The organism is Synechococcus sp. PCC 6312, assembly GCF_000316685.1.
Taxonomy (GTDB): Bacteria; Cyanobacteriota; Cyanobacteriia; order Thermosynechococcales; family Thermosynechococcaceae; genus Pseudocalidococcus.
On the sequence record NC_019680.1, the window covers coordinates 1,416,883 to 1,432,687 of the forward strand.

The 15,805-nt window shown below is 48.6% G+C and carries 13 protein-coding genes and 1 tRNA gene; 6 read left to right on the forward strand and 8 right to left on the reverse strand.

The window, feature by feature from the left end; all coding sequences use genetic code 11:
- The first annotated feature begins 106 nt into the window (after window positions 1-106).
- Complete coding sequence (locus tag SYN6312_RS18800; protein WP_256377496.1) at window positions 107-292, forward strand: DUF4351 domain-containing protein; 186 nt, start codon at window positions 107-109, stop codon at window positions 290-292.
- A 32-nt stretch (window positions 293-324) separates the two neighbouring features.
- Here the strand turns inward: SYN6312_RS18800 and SYN6312_RS06965 are convergent, their stop codons facing one another.
- From SYN6312_RS06965 to SYN6312_RS06975, 3 genes are all read right to left on the reverse strand, one after another.
- Window positions 325-1,203 carry an HTH domain-containing protein gene (locus tag SYN6312_RS06965; protein ID WP_015124155.1) on the reverse strand — a complete coding sequence of 293 codons (879 nt, stop codon included), beginning with the start codon at window positions 1,201-1,203 and terminating at the stop codon, window positions 325-327.
- A 42-nt stretch (window positions 1,204-1,245) separates the two neighbouring features.
- Window positions 1,246-3,645, reverse strand: coding sequence for a GH116 family glycosyl hydrolase (locus SYN6312_RS06970; protein WP_015124156.1), 2,400 nt, complete (start codon window positions 3,643-3,645; stop codon window positions 1,246-1,248).
- Window positions 3,646-4,010: 365 nt separating this feature from the next.
- Window positions 4,011-4,457, reverse strand: a complete 447-nt coding sequence (locus SYN6312_RS06975; RefSeq protein ID WP_015124157.1) for an Hsp20/alpha crystallin family protein — start codon at window positions 4,455-4,457, stop codon at window positions 4,011-4,013.
- A gap of 213 nt (window positions 4,458-4,670) precedes the next feature.
- Between SYN6312_RS06975 and SYN6312_RS06980 the strand changes: the two genes are divergently transcribed.
- Window positions 4,671-7,409: a CBS domain-containing protein gene (locus tag SYN6312_RS06980; RefSeq protein WP_015124158.1), complete on the forward strand. Its 2,739-nt coding sequence runs from the start codon at window positions 4,671-4,673 to the stop codon at window positions 7,407-7,409.
- A 38-nt stretch (window positions 7,410-7,447) separates the two neighbouring features.
- Window positions 7,448-7,520, forward strand: a tRNA-Phe gene (locus SYN6312_RS06985).
- Window positions 7,521-7,669: 149 nt separating this feature from the next.
- On the opposite strand, the gene ftsH2 is transcribed toward SYN6312_RS06985, so the two are convergent.
- Window positions 7,670-9,565, reverse strand: a complete 1,896-nt coding sequence (ftsH2, locus tag SYN6312_RS06990) for an ATP-dependent zinc metalloprotease FtsH2 (protein ID WP_015124159.1) — start codon at window positions 9,563-9,565, stop codon at window positions 7,670-7,672.
- Between the two features lie 165 nt (window positions 9,566-9,730).
- On the opposite strand from ftsH2, the gene SYN6312_RS06995 reads away from it, so the two are divergent.
- Window positions 9,731-10,435 carry a HEAT repeat domain-containing protein gene (locus SYN6312_RS06995; protein ID WP_015124160.1) on the forward strand — a complete coding sequence of 235 codons (705 nt, stop codon included), beginning with the start codon at window positions 9,731-9,733 and terminating at the stop codon, window positions 10,433-10,435.
- A 47-nt stretch (window positions 10,436-10,482) separates the two neighbouring features.
- Here the strand turns inward: SYN6312_RS06995 and SYN6312_RS07000 are convergent, their stop codons facing one another.
- Window positions 10,483-11,490: a cobalamin-binding protein gene (locus SYN6312_RS07000; protein WP_015124161.1), complete on the reverse strand. Its 1,008-nt coding sequence runs from the start codon at window positions 11,488-11,490 to the stop codon at window positions 10,483-10,485.
- Window positions 11,491-11,759: 269 nt separating this feature from the next.
- Between SYN6312_RS07000 and SYN6312_RS07005 the strand changes: the two genes are divergently transcribed.
- Window positions 11,760-12,830, forward strand: coding sequence for a linear amide C-N hydrolase (locus tag SYN6312_RS07005; protein WP_015124162.1), 1,071 nt, complete (start codon window positions 11,760-11,762; stop codon window positions 12,828-12,830).
- A 6-nt stretch (window positions 12,831-12,836) separates the two neighbouring features.
- On the opposite strand, the gene tatC is transcribed toward SYN6312_RS07005, so the two are convergent.
- From tatC to SYN6312_RS07020, 3 genes are all read right to left on the reverse strand, one after another.
- Window positions 12,837-13,670, reverse strand: coding sequence for a twin-arginine translocase subunit TatC (tatC, locus tag SYN6312_RS07010; protein WP_015124163.1), 834 nt, complete (start codon window positions 13,668-13,670; stop codon window positions 12,837-12,839).
- A 31-nt stretch (window positions 13,671-13,701) separates the two neighbouring features.
- Complete coding sequence (locus tag SYN6312_RS07015) at window positions 13,702-14,223, reverse strand: hypothetical protein (RefSeq protein ID WP_156804756.1); 522 nt, start codon at window positions 14,221-14,223, stop codon at window positions 13,702-13,704.
- Window positions 14,224-14,298: 75 nt separating this feature from the next.
- Window positions 14,299-14,751: an EVE domain-containing protein gene (locus SYN6312_RS07020; RefSeq protein WP_253276430.1), complete on the reverse strand. Its 453-nt coding sequence runs from the start codon at window positions 14,749-14,751 to the stop codon at window positions 14,299-14,301.
- 119 nt (window positions 14,752-14,870) lie between these two features.
- Between SYN6312_RS07020 and SYN6312_RS07025 the strand changes: the two genes are divergently transcribed.
- Window positions 14,871-15,794 (forward strand): carbohydrate ABC transporter permease, encoded by a 924-nt coding sequence (locus tag SYN6312_RS07025; protein ID WP_015124166.1) that lies wholly within the window; start codon window positions 14,871-14,873, stop codon window positions 15,792-15,794.
- The last annotated feature ends 11 nt before the right edge of the window (window positions 15,795-15,805 follow it).

Sequence of the window (15,805 nt, forward strand, 5' to 3'; positions counted from 1 at the left end):
TGGGTTAAAGTAAAAGAAAGAGTTAATTCAGGCAATCTTTCGGGAGGGCGTGATGCGAGAGTCAGTCATTTATTAGGAAACTCTGACAGAGGGAATACAGGAAGGACTGCAAGAGGGAGAGTCTCAAGTGATTTCGCGATTATTTAGGCGGTGGCTGGGTGATCTGCCGATGAATTTAGTCGAAAAAGTATCTACCCTTGCTATTCCTGAGCTTGAGAATTTAGCTGAGGCAATTTTTGATTTTACGCAATTAGAAGATGCCCAGGCCTGGTTAGAGCAACGTCAGTCTTAAGGATTGATTAAGCAAGACAAAACAGATGAGAACTACATTTTAAATTTGTCGTATAGTTCTTCCCTAACTTCACGAGTTTCAATATCTCTTTTGATGCGTTCCAGGAAACCTTTGAAATCTGGGTTTAACTTTGCGAGCTTATTGACAGTCTCCCAGTCAACAAAGTCTTTTGCCTTTGCAGGAAACATGATTTTAGATGAATTAGGATCAGCAATCTCAAGGCGAATCAGGCCAATACCAAAGGCTGTGCAGAGTCTTTTTAACTCATTGAGAAATTCTTCATTAGAGTCAATCAAAGAGGCAACGAGATATCCTTCATTTGCCCATGACGAGTTGGAAACAGCTTGAAAGAAAGACTCTCGTAAGTTGGCATCTGATAACTCTCTTTTGATTTCAAAGGAATATAGTTTAATTGCTGAGTTTGCCATCAAAGTACTCACATTAAATACTTCTTCTCTCCACTCCTGAAATGGGAAGTAACAGCCAACAACATCCGGGTGAATCCACTCGTTAAAGCCTTTTTTAGTTGATCTACTATGATTAATTGTTTTTGAATACACGTTGAGGTGATTATAAACAAAGTAAGCCAGAACTGGGTGTAAATCTTTTTCTAAAAAATCAAGCTTGGACTGTTTTGAAATAATTTCACTCACAAATGTTTTAGTGACACCAGGTTTACTTAGGGCATAACGTTTTGGATTTTCAGAGTGGATGTATATCTCAGAATCTTCACTCCTTAGTAGATAGTGATATAGAGTTGTACTTAGGGTGGCTGTTGGTGTTTTCCCAGAAGAGTTTACAAGTTTGTCATATCCCTTTTCTTCTCCAATTTTCCAAATTTCTGCAGGCGTTAAGGCCGTATCCTCCTCTGATAATACTTTTAGCGCTAACTCTAGAAATGTGAGACTCATGGAAAGCTAATTAATAACTATATTTTTACGGATAAATCTATATTAATGTGATTTATGTAAACTCTTAAGTTGTCCATACATCGCCCAAATCGCCATCGGTCGCAGATACATACAGGCCCGAAAGGTTCCCACAGCCGTAATCGCTTCCGGAGTCCGAAATTGCAGGCCATTGTCATAAATTTGCCGAATCACGGTTTGCGTTAACCGCCAGGCCCCGTCTTCTAAACCCATTTGATACAAGAAAGCAGCCAGGCCATAGTTAATTCCAATCCAAACTTCGAGCGGGTGAGTGGCATTGGGTTTTTCCGGGGAACCATCGGGTAACAGGCCATTGGCCGCCCCAAATTGACCCTCATGGAACTTCAAAAAACAGACATCATAAACGGTTTTTAAGGCCGACTCAGCACATTCAATCGGGACAACATCCGGTAAATTGAGTAACCTGGCATAGTATTGGCCACAGAGTTGATCCGCCATCACTACTTGGGAGTTACTATCACTATCCAGACGATAAAACTGACCGTTCCAGAGTTTCGCTTGATAAGTGGGGCGGGATTGACTGAGCCAGGCCTGCCATTTCTCTTGTTCGAGTTTTGTATTATTTCCCTGTTTCTCTAAAATCTGGGCAATGGCCAAAGCTGCTTCTAAGGCTGCAATCCACAGGCCCCCACAATAGGCACTGACTCCTTTGAGTTGCCAATCATCATAGGTTTGATCCGGTGCGCCACTGTTTTCCGGTAAGCCATCCCCATCCGTATCAAAGGTTTTCAAGTAATCCAAACTACTGACAATCGCGGGCCAGCAATCGGTTAAAAACTCAAGATCCGTTGCGCCCGTTAATAGGTAATCCCGATAGACCAACAAGACAAAATCCGAGGCTAAATCTTTCCAAAGGTTGCAGTCTTGATAACTGGTGTAATTGCTCGCTTGCCAGGGATGTTCGTTGGGTGCGCCGAGATCGTGGGGCGTGGCATGGGCAATTTTCCGGGGTGCTCTATGGGCTGTTTCGGGATCGCCTTGGTAGTAGTAGCCAATGATCCGGAGTTTGGGGTCTTCCGTGGGAATCGCTCTGGCAAAGGCCCGCATCACCCCTTTTTCCAATTCTGGCCACAAGTAAAGTAGAGCAAAAGAACCATAGAGTCGAACATCTAAACTTTCATACCAGCGATAATCCAAACATTCCAAAACCGCATATTGTCCCAAAGGATCAAGTTCCGATGCTGCTGTCCATAAACTGCCGCCACTGGTCAAATCATAAAGCTCATTAATCAGAGCCATTTTGAAGTCATCGGGCCAATCGGGATGCTCTAAAATTGGTTGTTGCCAGGCCCCGATCTGTTCACTCCATTTCTGATAGTTTTCTAAAGCAACTTGAGCAATCGTTTCAGCATTGGTTCCCGAGCGATTCCAGAAATCCGTATAACGGCGAAAGTAATTAACATTTGGGGCAAATTCCGTCACCGGCAAATCCCAGGCCAGGCCAAAGGGAATTTCTTTGGATTCACCGGGAGCCAAGGTAAACCGGACTGCCAACGTCGCCCCAATTTGTTCGATATCCGATGCCGGTTGATTATTTTCAAGATTACTGAGTGAACCATCCCGACTAAAGGATGACCAAAGTTCCCCCCCATCGCCAACTGGGTTCCAACGGGTATGGTAGAAAATTTCGAGATCATCTCTCACGGGTACTGAAAACGCCCATTCGCCCTCGCCTTCTTTAATGGCTGTATGCGGATCCCGCTGACGTTGGAGTAAACAACTGGCCTGGGTTTGGGATTGATGAAAACTGTTGTAATTCCCCTGACTTTGCCCCAAGCGTGGCGTGTAGTCATAAACCGGACTGCCATCATCCCGGATGCGAATTTCTGAGGCTGGCGTGGCATTACTAAACCAACCGACCAGATTTTGCCAACTGAGCATGATGCTGAGGGTGATCGGCTGATCTGTGGGGTTATGGGCTGCCCAAACAAACACGGCAACGGGATAACTGGTCTCTTGATAGTTATCGGGAATAATCGGCGAAAACTGCTCACAGGTTAAACCGGCCTGGAACACCCCCTGATACTGAAACCAACTGCGGGGATAGAGCGCGCCATAGGTTCCTTTTGCGGTCGGATACCAATTCCAGGCCCCGAGGGTTCCATCTGACGGCGGTTCGGTACAAAGGGCATAGGCCTGGGAGTGATCGCCAGCTTGTTCAAACACAGAAAACTGACAGCCGGGCATGGTTTGGAAAATATGTTCGCCGCCATCCAAATGCCAGAGGTTAAAATCTCCCCGTGAAGATCGCCCAATACAACCCGCTCCAAACCCACCTAGGGGCATTCCGTGCCAAGGGCCATCGTCTAAATTACTGGCATAACGGACGGTGTAGGGCTTTTCCCAACCTTGACCAATGGATCGTTGCCAGGCCTGGGGGGGGATAGAGGGGGGGACTTGCACGTTGATCTCCAGTAGGGCTAACGCTGCCAGACTGTTATTTTAAGGCCAAGACTCAAATATTGACGGTTCTCAGAGGTATTGATTAGCTGTCTAACAACACTGGCAATGATTGATCCCTAAAGAAAATAGCCTTACCCCTGCTGCTAACGGTCAGCCCCTAGAAAATACTCACTCGGAAACAGTTGTTAAACCTAACTGCCCCCTATGGAATTTTGCCAGGATGGAGTAACGCTATGGTTAATTGATTTCTCAGTCATTAACAGGTTTAACTTGGGTGAAGACAAGAAGAATAGGATCGTTTTACAGGCCTGTATTGATGAGAAAAGAGTAGGGAACACAATCAAAACAGAACGCAACAACCTTGATTATTGAGATTGAGGCAAGCTAACTCGAACCACTTTATTTTTTTCTTCTTCCGCTTTGGGGAGTGTCAGCCGAAGAATCCCATCTTTATAGTCAGCCGCCACAGTTTGATGATTGACCCGGCCGGGGAGCGGAATCACCCGTTGGAATTTGCCATAGTGGAACTCAGTCCGAGTCATGCCCCCTTCTTCGACTTTGGTTTCAGATTTGCGTTCACCAGAGATCGAAACAGCACTAGCGGTTGCTTGGATATCCAAATCTTCCGATTTAATCCCCGGCAATTCTAAGCGCAACTCATAGGCTTCGGGAGTTTCGGTGAGTTCGGCTTTGGGAGAAAATGCCAGGCCAACACCATCGGTTTGACTAGAGGACAAACTATCAAAGATGCGATTTAATTCTCGTTGCATTTCATCAATTTCTCGAAAGGGTTGCCAACGAACAAGAGCCATAATTAACACGCTCCTTTTTTGAGCTAACCTACATTCTTAATCTAGTCCATCATCTGGGTTTAATAAGTTCGGTTTTACCCCCAGGCCGACTTTGGATCACCGTACTCGATTGTTAAGTTATTGACATCCACTAATGGGTTTATTCGGGTCTTTACGGTATCTTAAAGTTATCAACAACAAATTTTTATTTCACCTTAAAAAGGCTTGTTCAGCGTGGATATTGTTCTGTGTCACGTCACCGCAGATTTTGATACGTTGGGGGCAGCGGCCGGATTAGCCTATCTTCATCCAGGGACACGGATTGTTTTAACGGGTGGGGCCCATCCGCGGGTGAGAGATTTTCTGGCTGTGTATCGGGACGAGTTTCCCATCATTGCCGCCCGCGCCGTCGAGCCACGCCGGATTCAAAAACTTTGGATTGTCGATACTCAAGCCCGGCAACTCTTGGGCAGTGCAACATCTTGGCTAGAGCAACCCACCGTTGAAATTGTTGTTTATGATCATCATCTTGGCCAAGAGAGTGATTTACCCCCACATCAGGCGATTATCGAACCTGTAGGAGCCACCAGTACCCTCATTAGCGAAATTCTCCAGGCCCAGGGAATTGCCTTAACGCCTTCAATCGCAACGGTTTTAGCTCTGGGAATCCATGCCGATACGGGGTCTCTCACCTTTGCCGCGACTAAGCCTCGGGATGCGGCGGCCTTGGCCTGGTTATTACAGCAAGGGGCGAACCAACTCACCATTCAAGAGTTTGCCGGGGCTGGCCTGGAACGGGATTTACAGCCGTTATTGAATGAGGGTTTAGCCCAACTCCAACAAGAAACGATTCAGGGCTATCGGCTCAGTTGGGTCCTCCTAGAAACACCGAATTACTTGCCGGGGCTATCCTCCTTGGTTTCAGCCTTGGTCAGTGCCAGTGAAAGTGATTTCTGTTTGCTGGGCCATTGTTATCGTTGGCAGGCAGTGGGGTGTCATTTAGCGATCATCGGCCGGAGTCAAATCCCTGGCTTAGACCTGGCCCAACTCTTTCAACCCCTCGGTGGGGGTGGCCATGCCCAGGCCGCGGCCGTAACCGTCAAAACCCCTGATCCCCAAACCGTTCTCAAAACCCTCTGGTCGCAAATCAAAGCTGCCATTCCCGCCGCCCCCACAGCCCAAATTTTGATGTCCGCCCCGGTTCGCACCATTCGTCCCGAAAGTCCCATTGACCAGGCCCAGCGGGTGTTATTGCGCTATGGCCATTCAGGCTTATCAGTCGTCACAGATGGCGGTGATTTAGTGGGTGTGATTTCCCGGCGCGACTTGGATATTGCCTTACATCATGGGTTTGGTCACGCACCAGTGAAAGGATATATGAAAAAGCCTGTCCGTACCATTAACCCCGAAACTCCCCTGAACGAGATTCAACGCTTAATGGTCACCTATGACATTGGCCGGCTTCCTGTAGTAGATTCACAGCGGGGCCTGGTGGGCATTGTCACCCGGACTGATGTTCTCCGCCAACTCTATCAACTCCATCGCCCGAAGCAACCTGTGGATCAACCGCCCCATCATTTACCCGCTGACTGGTTAACTGGATTCCCACCTGGCCTGGGAGAGATTTTAGTCACCGCCGCGACCCTAGCCCAAACTCACGGCTGGCAGTTATATCTAGTCGGTGGGGCCGTGCGAGATTACTTTTTACGGCTTCAGGATACAAGCTACACCTCAGCAGTCCGAGAATTTGATCTAGTGGTGGATGGGATGGATCAGATGCAACAAACTGGAGCCGGAGTTGTCTTAGCCCAGGCCTTGCAAGCCCAGTATCCCGAAACGGAACTCCAAGTCTATGGACGATTTCAAACGGCGGCTCTCCATTGGCCCCACGGATCGCAACATTCGCGCTTTGCCGTTGATATTGCTACGGCCCGCAGTGAGTTTTACCCCTATCCCGCCGCCCACCCGGAAGTGACCGCCAGTTCCATCCGCCAAGATTTGTACCGCCGGGATTTTACGATTAATGCCCTGGCCATTCGGCTAACATCACCCCAGGCCGGAGAACTCTTAGACTTTTTTGGCGGTTGGCAGGATTTAAAAACTAAGCAAATTCGTGTTTTACATCCCAATAGCTTTATTGAAGATCCAACTCGGATTTTTCGGGCTGTCCGCTTTGCCGTCCGCTTAGGATTTCAGTTGGATCCAGGCAGTCAAGACCTGATTCAATCTGCCCTGACCAGTGGAGTGTTTGACGCCATGCCACAACGGGAGCAAAAACGGCCCTCCCTCCAAAGTCGCCTCCGCAACGAACTGCGCTATATTTTGCAACTCCAGATGGGCCCAACCGATTGCTTTCCTGGGGAAAAAGCTCTGCGACAATTGGCTCAACTCAATGCGCTTCAATGTCTCCATCCCAAAATTATGCTTCCCCCAGATTTATGGGGCCGGTTATCCTGGGCCTGGACTTGCCTCCAAACCTACGGATCCCCAAGTGAGCGACAGGGGGCCTGGGAAATCTTACTAACGGTATTACTCGCTGCCTTAAGCCCAATCTCACCGATCTCGGATCTGGAAAATCTCCCCTTGCGGATGGCCCAACAACTTCACCTCTCTGGCCCCGCCCAGGCCCGTTTAGCCGGTTTACCCCATCACCTCGCTCTCTTGGCCGGACTCATGACAACATCCCCTCGACCGAGCCAACTTTGCCAGGCCTGGGATGCCTTAAACTTAGACAACTTAATCCTGTTAGCCAGTCAAACTCCCCCCGCCCAGGGGTTAATTGAACAATATTTAAATCAGTGGCGAGATTTTACTCCTCCTTTATCCGGCCATGACCTCCAGCAATTAGGGTATCCTCGCGGCCCGATCTTTGCTGAAATCCTCAAAGCTCTACGAATTGCCTGTTTAGATGGAGTTGTCACATCCCCAGAAGCAGCGTTGGCCTGGTTGTCTGTCTATTTTCCCTTAACTTAATCTTGGTTTTGTGGTTATAATCATAAAGCCCTTTTTAAGCCGGGATAGCTCAGTTGGTAGAGCAGTGGACTGAAAATCCACGTGTCACCAGTTCAAGTCTGGTTCCTGGCATCTTCATTTAAGACCCTTCGTGCTGAAAAGCTGCCAAAGCCAATTCAGGTGTAGCCCCCTGTCCAGGCCAGAGGAGATCAAGGCAAGAAAAAAATCCCCCAGGCCTGGTGACATGAGGGATTAGAAGCTTAGTAGGAGTAATTTAGGGCTTAAATCTGGGGCACAAAGCGCTCCTTATCAGGAACTACTGTATATTCCGCCACAATTTGCCGGAACTCTTCCCCGTCAATGGTTTCTTTGTCAATTAACAAATCTACTAAGCGGTCAATCACATCCCGATTTTCCCGGACAATTTTGACTGCCAGTTCATAGCTATGTTGAATTAACTCCCGCACCTGGGCATCAATCCGAGCGGCAATTTCTTCAGAATATTCAGAGCGAGAGACCAAATCCCGGCCCAAGAACACTTCCCCATTTTGAGTTTCCAAAGACAGGGGGCCAAGATCTGACATCCCAAACCGAGTCACCATCTGCCGCGCCATGCTTGTGACTTGTTGCAGATCACCGCCCGCGCCTGTCGTGACTTCCGAATCCCCAAAGACGACATATTCTGCGGCCCGGCCACCCAACGCCCCGGCCATCCGAGAGGTTAACTGTGAGCGAGAAATTAAACCTGAATCTTCCGAGGGCATGAACCAGGTTAACCCACGGGCCTGGCCACGGGGAACTAGGGTGACTTTTTGGACGGGATCGTGATCTTTGAGCAGGGTTCCGACAATGGCATGGCCAACTTCGTGATAGGCAATTAGGCGTTTGCTTTTCCCATCCACTAAAGGCGTGCCTTCCATCCCAGCCACAACCCGATCCACGGCATCATCAATTTCCAACATCGTGATTGCAGGTTTGCGCCGCCGGGCCGTCAAAATTGCCGCTTCGTTGAGTAAGTTGGCCAGATCTGCCCCTGTGAAACCAGGAGTTCGGCGAGCAATGGCTTCTAAGGAAATTTCCGCAGCGAGCTTTTTGTTGCGGGCATGGACATTGAGAATTGACAAGCGACCTTTAATGTCCGGGGCATCCACTGTGACTTGGCGATCAAATCGGCCGGGACGCAATAGAGCAGAATCCAAAACATCGGGGCGGTTTGTGGCGGCGATGATGATAATCCCAGTGTTCCCTTCAAAGCCATCCATTTCGGTCAGGAGTTGGTTCAGGGTTTGTTCCCGTTCATCATTTCCCCCACCAATGCCAGCCCCCCGCTGCCGACCCACCGCATCAATTTCATCAATGAAGATCAAACAGGGGGCATTTTCCTTAGCTTTTTTGAACAGGTCACGGACACGGGAAGCCCCCACACCGACAAACATCTCGACAAATTCAGAACCGGAAATGGAGAAGAAGGGTACGCCGGCTTCCCCCGCAATGGCTTTGGCAAGCATGGTTTTCCCGGTTCCTGGGGGACCAACGAGTAAAACACCCTTGGGAATTTTGGCCCCAACGGCGGTGAATTTTTCCGGTTTTTTCAGGAAGGTAACAACTTCTTCGAGTTCTTCTTTAGCTTCATCGACACCCGCGACATCGTCAAACATCACGCCAGTTTTAGCTTCCATTTGAAAGCGGGCCCGAGATTTACCAAAACTCATGGCCTGGCCTGGGCCACCGGGCATATTATTAGACCGCCGGAATAAGAAGAAAAGGCCTGTAATCAACAAGACTGGAAAAATTAGATTACCCAACAGCCCCCAAACCGCACCGTCATTCCGGGCTGGGTGAACATCTAAGTCAATGTGCTGGTCTCGTAACTTAGTAATGAACTGGGGACTGGCACCGGGCATATCAACTCTGACGCGTAAGGGCCGCCCACCCGTAATTTCTGGATCAGACACTTCCACAATCGCTGTGCGTCCGCCATCAAATAAGTCCACTTTACTGATCCGCTGATTATCCAAATAATCTAGGAAGCGGCCATAGCTCATGCGGGTACTGGCGGTGTTTACCGGGGGTTGCTGCTGGCTGGGAATGACATTAAAGGCCCCCTGCCAAATAAAGAATCCAATAATGAGGGCCGGTAAAAGCCATAACAGTGCTGTTTTCCACGGAAATTTCATAGGGCAATGCCACCGAGATGATACGGTTCTTAATCAAATTTAACTTAATTCTCAGAATTGTCACACCTCCAGGCCCCAGAAATATTTTTAGATTGGGATTAATCCAGGCCTGGGAAAGTTGCTTAGAATGAAAAGGTGAATGTAAACAGATGTAACGTGATTCTCATGAATGCCCCCTTGGTTGAAATCTCTGAAAAACTCGACAGCCAAAATTCCCGTGACCGGATGTTGGCCCTGGCGGCGTTGCGGGATGTCCCGGCGGTGGATGCGGTGCCACTGATTAAAAAAGTTTTGCAGGATGAGGTATTACAGATTCGCTCAATGGCGGTGTTTGCCTTGGGGATTAAACAAACGCCAGAGTGTTATGGCATCCTCGTTGATTTACTGGAAAATGAGTCCGATTATGGGATTCGGGCCGATGCAGCAGGGGCATTGGGGTATCTGGAAGATGGACGGGCCTTTGAACCCCTGGCGCGGGCCTTTTATGAGGATACGGATTGGCTCGTCCGATTTAGTGCGGCGGTCTCTCTGGGGAACTTGCGGGATCCGCGGGGTTATGACGTATTAATTGAAGCCTTGAAATCTGAGGATGTGTTGTTACTCCAAGGAGCGATTGCTGCTTTAGGGGAAATTGGGAATCCTGCGGCTGTGCCCCATATCTTGAAGTTTGTCCAGGCCGAAGATTGGCTCTTGCGGCAACGGGTGGCAGAAAGTCTAGGGTTTCTGGGGGATATGAAAGCCGAGTCTGCTCTGAAATACTTAGCTAAGGATGACCACCCTCAAGTGAAAGCTGCTGCCGAAATTTCCCTGGAGAGATTGAGCCAGTCCAATCCCCCCTCTTCAGCAGTAGAGTCCAGTAACTGGGCTTAGGCTTCCTGTCTGTTTTGATCAAAGAACTGCAATAACACCCAGAGTTTCTACCCTTGGACAATCGCCTGAGTAACTCGATCAGCCTCGGTTGGGATGGTAGCCCAGGCCCCTTGGGACGCAAATTTGCCTTGATTCAATTTTCCCTCAGGACTCCGGGCAGCGTGTAAAATTTCCCCGATAATTTCCGCCGAATCCACCAGTCTTGGGCCGGGACGGTTGAAATATTGATTGCCATCTACGGCATAGAGTTTAGGATGTTCTCTTGCTAGAAGATTTACCCAGGCCGGTTGACTCAACAACTCCTGCACCGCTATTTGGGTTTGGAATAAATTAAATCCACAGGGCATAAAAATGATTACATCGGGTTGATGCTTGACCAATTCCTGAAAATCGAGCCAAGGGGAATGTTCACCAACTTGTCCAAGCAGGTTTTGACCACCGGCTAATTCAACTAATTCCGGTACCCAATTTCCGGCGGCCATGAGGGGATCTGTCCATTCAATACAGGCCACCTTGAGGGGATTTGTATTCGTTTGAGTTTGAAATAAATCAGGAGTTCGAGATTCTAGATTGACAATTGTGAGGCGAGTTTCAATGTCATCAAGAACAGGCTTGGGATCAAGATGCAAGGCCTGGGCTACGGTTTGAATATCCTGATAGACATCGGCCAATGTTCGGGGTTGGAGAGAAATAATTTCTGGGGCTGTTTCGGTTAATTGATTCACCGCGGCCTGGACATCCCCGAGGCTAACGGCACAGACCTCACACTGGGCCTGAGTAATAATATGGGTCGGGTTTAACTGTTTCAATTGCTCTAGATCAACTCGATAAATACTGAGAGCTTTTTCTAAGAGTTCTGTCACCCGTTCATGAATGGCCTGGCTATTCCCTTGAGGATTAAAGTTGGGAGCGGTACAAATGGGCAACTGTTTAACGGTTTCTGGATAGTCGCACTCATGGGAACGCCCCACTAAGAAGAGTTCGCCGCCCAACGCCGCCACAATTTCAGTCGCACTGGGAATTAGGGAAATAACACGGTGGTTTTCAGTTAGCAAAGCCCAATCCTATCGTCATTAATCTTGAATCAAGAACTATAGCAACCCTTTTTGATTTCCAAACCCTAGAACCTGGACATAAGAGGATTTCTAACGTTTAAAAGTTCTATAACCAGGCCGGATTGCTTGATGGTCACTTCCTATATTTAGCAAGAGAGAGGAGCCAAAATCACACCATCTCCTCCACACTTAGGATAACAAAAAAGAATATGTCATCATCATAAACAGTGAAGAGTATCATCCCCTACACTGTCGAAGGAATGTGGACAATGACAATAAATATTCAATTCCTGGGAAGTACCCTATTGGCGGTGCTTTCGGCTCTAGTTCTAGAAGCGACACTTTTGTCTTCTCCAGCCCAGGCCTGTACCCGGATTTTGTGGAATAACAATAAATTGGCTGTGGTGGTGGGGCGAACCATGGACTGGCCAGAATCTACGGAACCCATCCTGACGGTCTTTCCCCGCGGAATGAAACGGAATGGCGGACTTTTGGGGCCAACCCTAGTCGTACCAGAAAATCCGGCTCAATGGACATCTAAATATGGGAGCCTTGTCACCACTGTCTATGGAATGGGGACAGCAGATGGCCTGAATGAAAAGGGCCTGGGGATGCATATGCTCTATCTAACAGCGACAGAGTTTGGGCCTCGGAATCCGAGTAAAGCGGGGGTGCAGGCCGGCCTGTGGGGACAATATTTATTAGATAATGCCGCCACGGTTAAAGACGCTATTGCCTTGATGAATCAGATTCAGCCGGTCATGGTTGCGATTGATGGCATGAAGTCAACTGTTCATTTAGCGATTGAGGATGCCAGCGGAGATTCAGCAATTCTGGAATATATTAACGGCAATCTAGTTATCCACCATGGCCCAGAGTATCGGATCATGACCAATGATCCCCCCTATGACCAACAGCTAGCATTTCTGAAGAATTGGGACTTTACGAATGCGACGCGGCAAACTCCCCTCCCCGGCAATGTGGATCCGAAAGATCGCTTTGTCCGGGCCACCTATTACCAAATGATGCTGCCAGAGCCGAAAACGCAACAGGAAGCCATTGCCGGTATTTTAGCCATTGCCCGAAATGTCTCCGTTCCCTTTGGGGCCCCGAATAATATCCCTGGCTCCCTGTACAACACGGAATATCGCACTGCGATTGACCTGACCCATCGGCGTTACTTTTTTGAGTTAAGCCTAAGCCCGAATGTGATTTGGGTTGATCTCGATAAGCTCGATCTTAGAAATGGAGCCCCAGTGTTAACTCTTGACCCTGATAATCTGGAGCTATCGGGCAATGTGGCGGCAAAGTTTAAACAGGCGGATAAAACTCCCTTCTAGAGCCATTTAATTGGGGGCCTGGGTGAAACCTGTAGAGCGTTGAAATAAAATCCCCAGGCCAATGCCGGTGAAATATAAAAACACCAGCGCACCACCAAACAAACCTTGGGTAATCGGATCAATGGAAGGAGTTAAGACTGCGCCCAGAATCACGGCTGCAACAATGACAAATCGCCAACCCGATACCATTTGTGGCACGGAAACAATACCTAAGGCAATCAGTAATAGCTGTAAAACCGGAATTTGAAAGGCCAGGCCTGTGGCGAATAACAGCAATAAAACAAAATCAAAGTATTTATCAATAGACCAAATTTGCTCGACCACATCCGCCCCGTAGCTAATGAAAAAGCGCAATGCCGCCGGAATTAGTAAGCCATAGGCAAAGGCCAGGCCAGCCGCAAAGAGAGCCGCTGAACCAAACACAGCCGGGCCCAATAAACGCTGCTCACGGCGGGTTAAACCGGGCAAAACAAAGCGAATGACCTGATACATAATCACCGGGCTGGCGACTAAAATGCCGCAATAGGCCGCCACCTTACAGGAGACAAAAAAGTATTCTCCAGGCCCCAACTGTAAGAACTTGGCTCCTTGGGCAGGTACCTGCAGGAGTTGGACAATTTGCCGGACTTGGGTGAAGCAGCCAATGATCCCAACCGCCACGGCGATAAACCCGTAGAAAATTCGTTGTCGGAGTTCTTCAAGGTGGTCGAACAAGCCCATTTCCACTTCAAAGGGTCGCTCATCATTGGGATCAGTCGGTTCATCCTCTAAATCTAGATCAGAGGCGAGGGCTAGATTTTGCTCAACAACTGGTGTTTCGGTATCGAGGGTAGAACTCATTGGCCCCTGGGGAATCAGAACTGAAAATGATTTAGAAGACACTCACGGGAATCGCAGGGTTAATCCAAACCTGGCATTGCAAGGGAACGGGGGTCGCGCCACTGACAAAATCCGGTACGGGTTGGCCTTGGAAGTCTTTCATCCCTGGAATTAAGGGGGTTGGCCAGGCCTGGAAATTACAGGTATAGGCCCCTAGGATGGTGCGTAAGCTGTCCATAACTAATAGGTTATAGCCAAAATCACTGGCTGCGGTACCCATTCGTTTAGATACGGAATAGCGATTTAAGTAGTCTAACTGCCCCCAGGCCTGGCCGGACACATAGACTTCAACCCGTCCCCCAACTCGATTTGCGGCTGGATAGGCGGCCCAATTGCGCACTAGGTTTTGCCCAAATTGCCGGACAGCCCACCACAAACTGGGTACGGTCAAACCAAATTCAGACGGCGCGTTACTCTGAATCACCTGACCTTGGGTTTCTGTACCGAGGACAAAAATTACATTTTCCGGCAAGATTGTCACGGGTGCAGCCCAGGCCTGATCATGTCCCCCCATAAGACTCCCCCCAAGACCGAGAGCCAAAATCAGGAATTGCAGATGTTTTGAACAAGGCTGACCCTGACCCATTGATTAGCTCCTTGCCCGCAATTGTTGAATAATTTCCCAGGCCTGGGGGGTAACGGGCTGCACCGAGAGCCGACTGCCTTTTTGCAATAACATCATGGACTCCAGGCCGGGAACAGTGCGTAATTCGGGTAATGTAATCGGCGAGATAATATCTTGCCAGTACTGAATATCTACCATCAGCCAAATGGGTTTTTCAGGGGTACTTTTGGGGTCGTAGTACTGACTCCTGGGGTCAAAGGCAAAATGATCGGCATAGGCTTCTCGGACAACCTTGGCAATGCCCATGATCGCTGGAGGGTTGGCATTACTGTGATAGAAAAAGACCTGATCCCCTTGCTTCATGACATCACGCATTAAATTCCGGGCCTGGTAATTTCGCACCCCTTCCCAACAGGTAGTCTGGCCTGGAGCGGCTTTTAGGTCTGCCCAAGAAAAAGTATTTGGCTCAGATTTCATTAACCAGTACTGCATAAATTTCAGGGAAAATGAATACACCAAGGAGCATTAAGCAAAGCTAGGACTATTGTAAAGGGCAGCATGATAAACTGTGTTCAAAGAATTTACTGATCTGACCCATGCCTGCATCTAAGGTGTCTTCGTCTCAACGCTCAGGGCTGTTCCGGCAATATTTCCAGCGGGGAACTCCTTATTTTTTCTTGATACCAGCCTTACTCCTGATGGGGTTGACGGTGTTTTGGCCAGCGATTCAGGCGTTTTACTTAAGCTTTACCCGCTTTGAATACGATCTCACCCAGGCCCCGGAATGGGTTGGTTTAGCAAATTTTCAACAATTGGCCCAGGATCGGGTCTTTTGGCAAACGTTGGGCAATTCCCTGGTGTATTTAGTTGGGGTTGTGCCGATTCTAGTCTTCATGCCCCTAGTCTTAGCGATTCTGGTCAATCGAAAACTGCCGGGAATGCACTGGTTTCGGACAGCCTATTACACTCCAGTCATTATTTCCATGGTGGTGGCGGGAATTGCCTGGCGGTGGCTCTATGCCCAAGAGGGACTTTTCAATCAACTCCTGAAGGAATTAGGGTGGGTACAAACGGCCGTCCCTTGGTTAACCAGTCCGCAACTGGCCCTATTTAGCGTCATGGCGGTAACAATTTGGAAAGGCCTGGGCTATTACATGGTCATTTATTTAGCTGGCTTACAGGGCATTTCCGAGGATCTCTATGAAGCGGCCGCCCTAGATGGTTCCGATGGCTGGCGTAAACATTGGGATATTACCTTGCCCTTAATGCGGCCCTACTTGCTCTTGGTGGGGGTAATTTCAGCTATTTCGGCCACAAAAGTCTTTGAAGAGGTCTATGTGATGACCCAAGGCGGCCCCTTAAATAGCTCGAAAACGATTGTTTACTATCTCTATGAAAAAGCATTCATGGATTTAGAAGTGAGTTATGCCTGTACGATTGGTTTAGTCTTGTTCCTGGTTATTTTTATCCTATCGTTAATCAACTTAAAACTCAGTCAAGGGCGGGGCCTGGTCAATTAGAGATAGCTTAA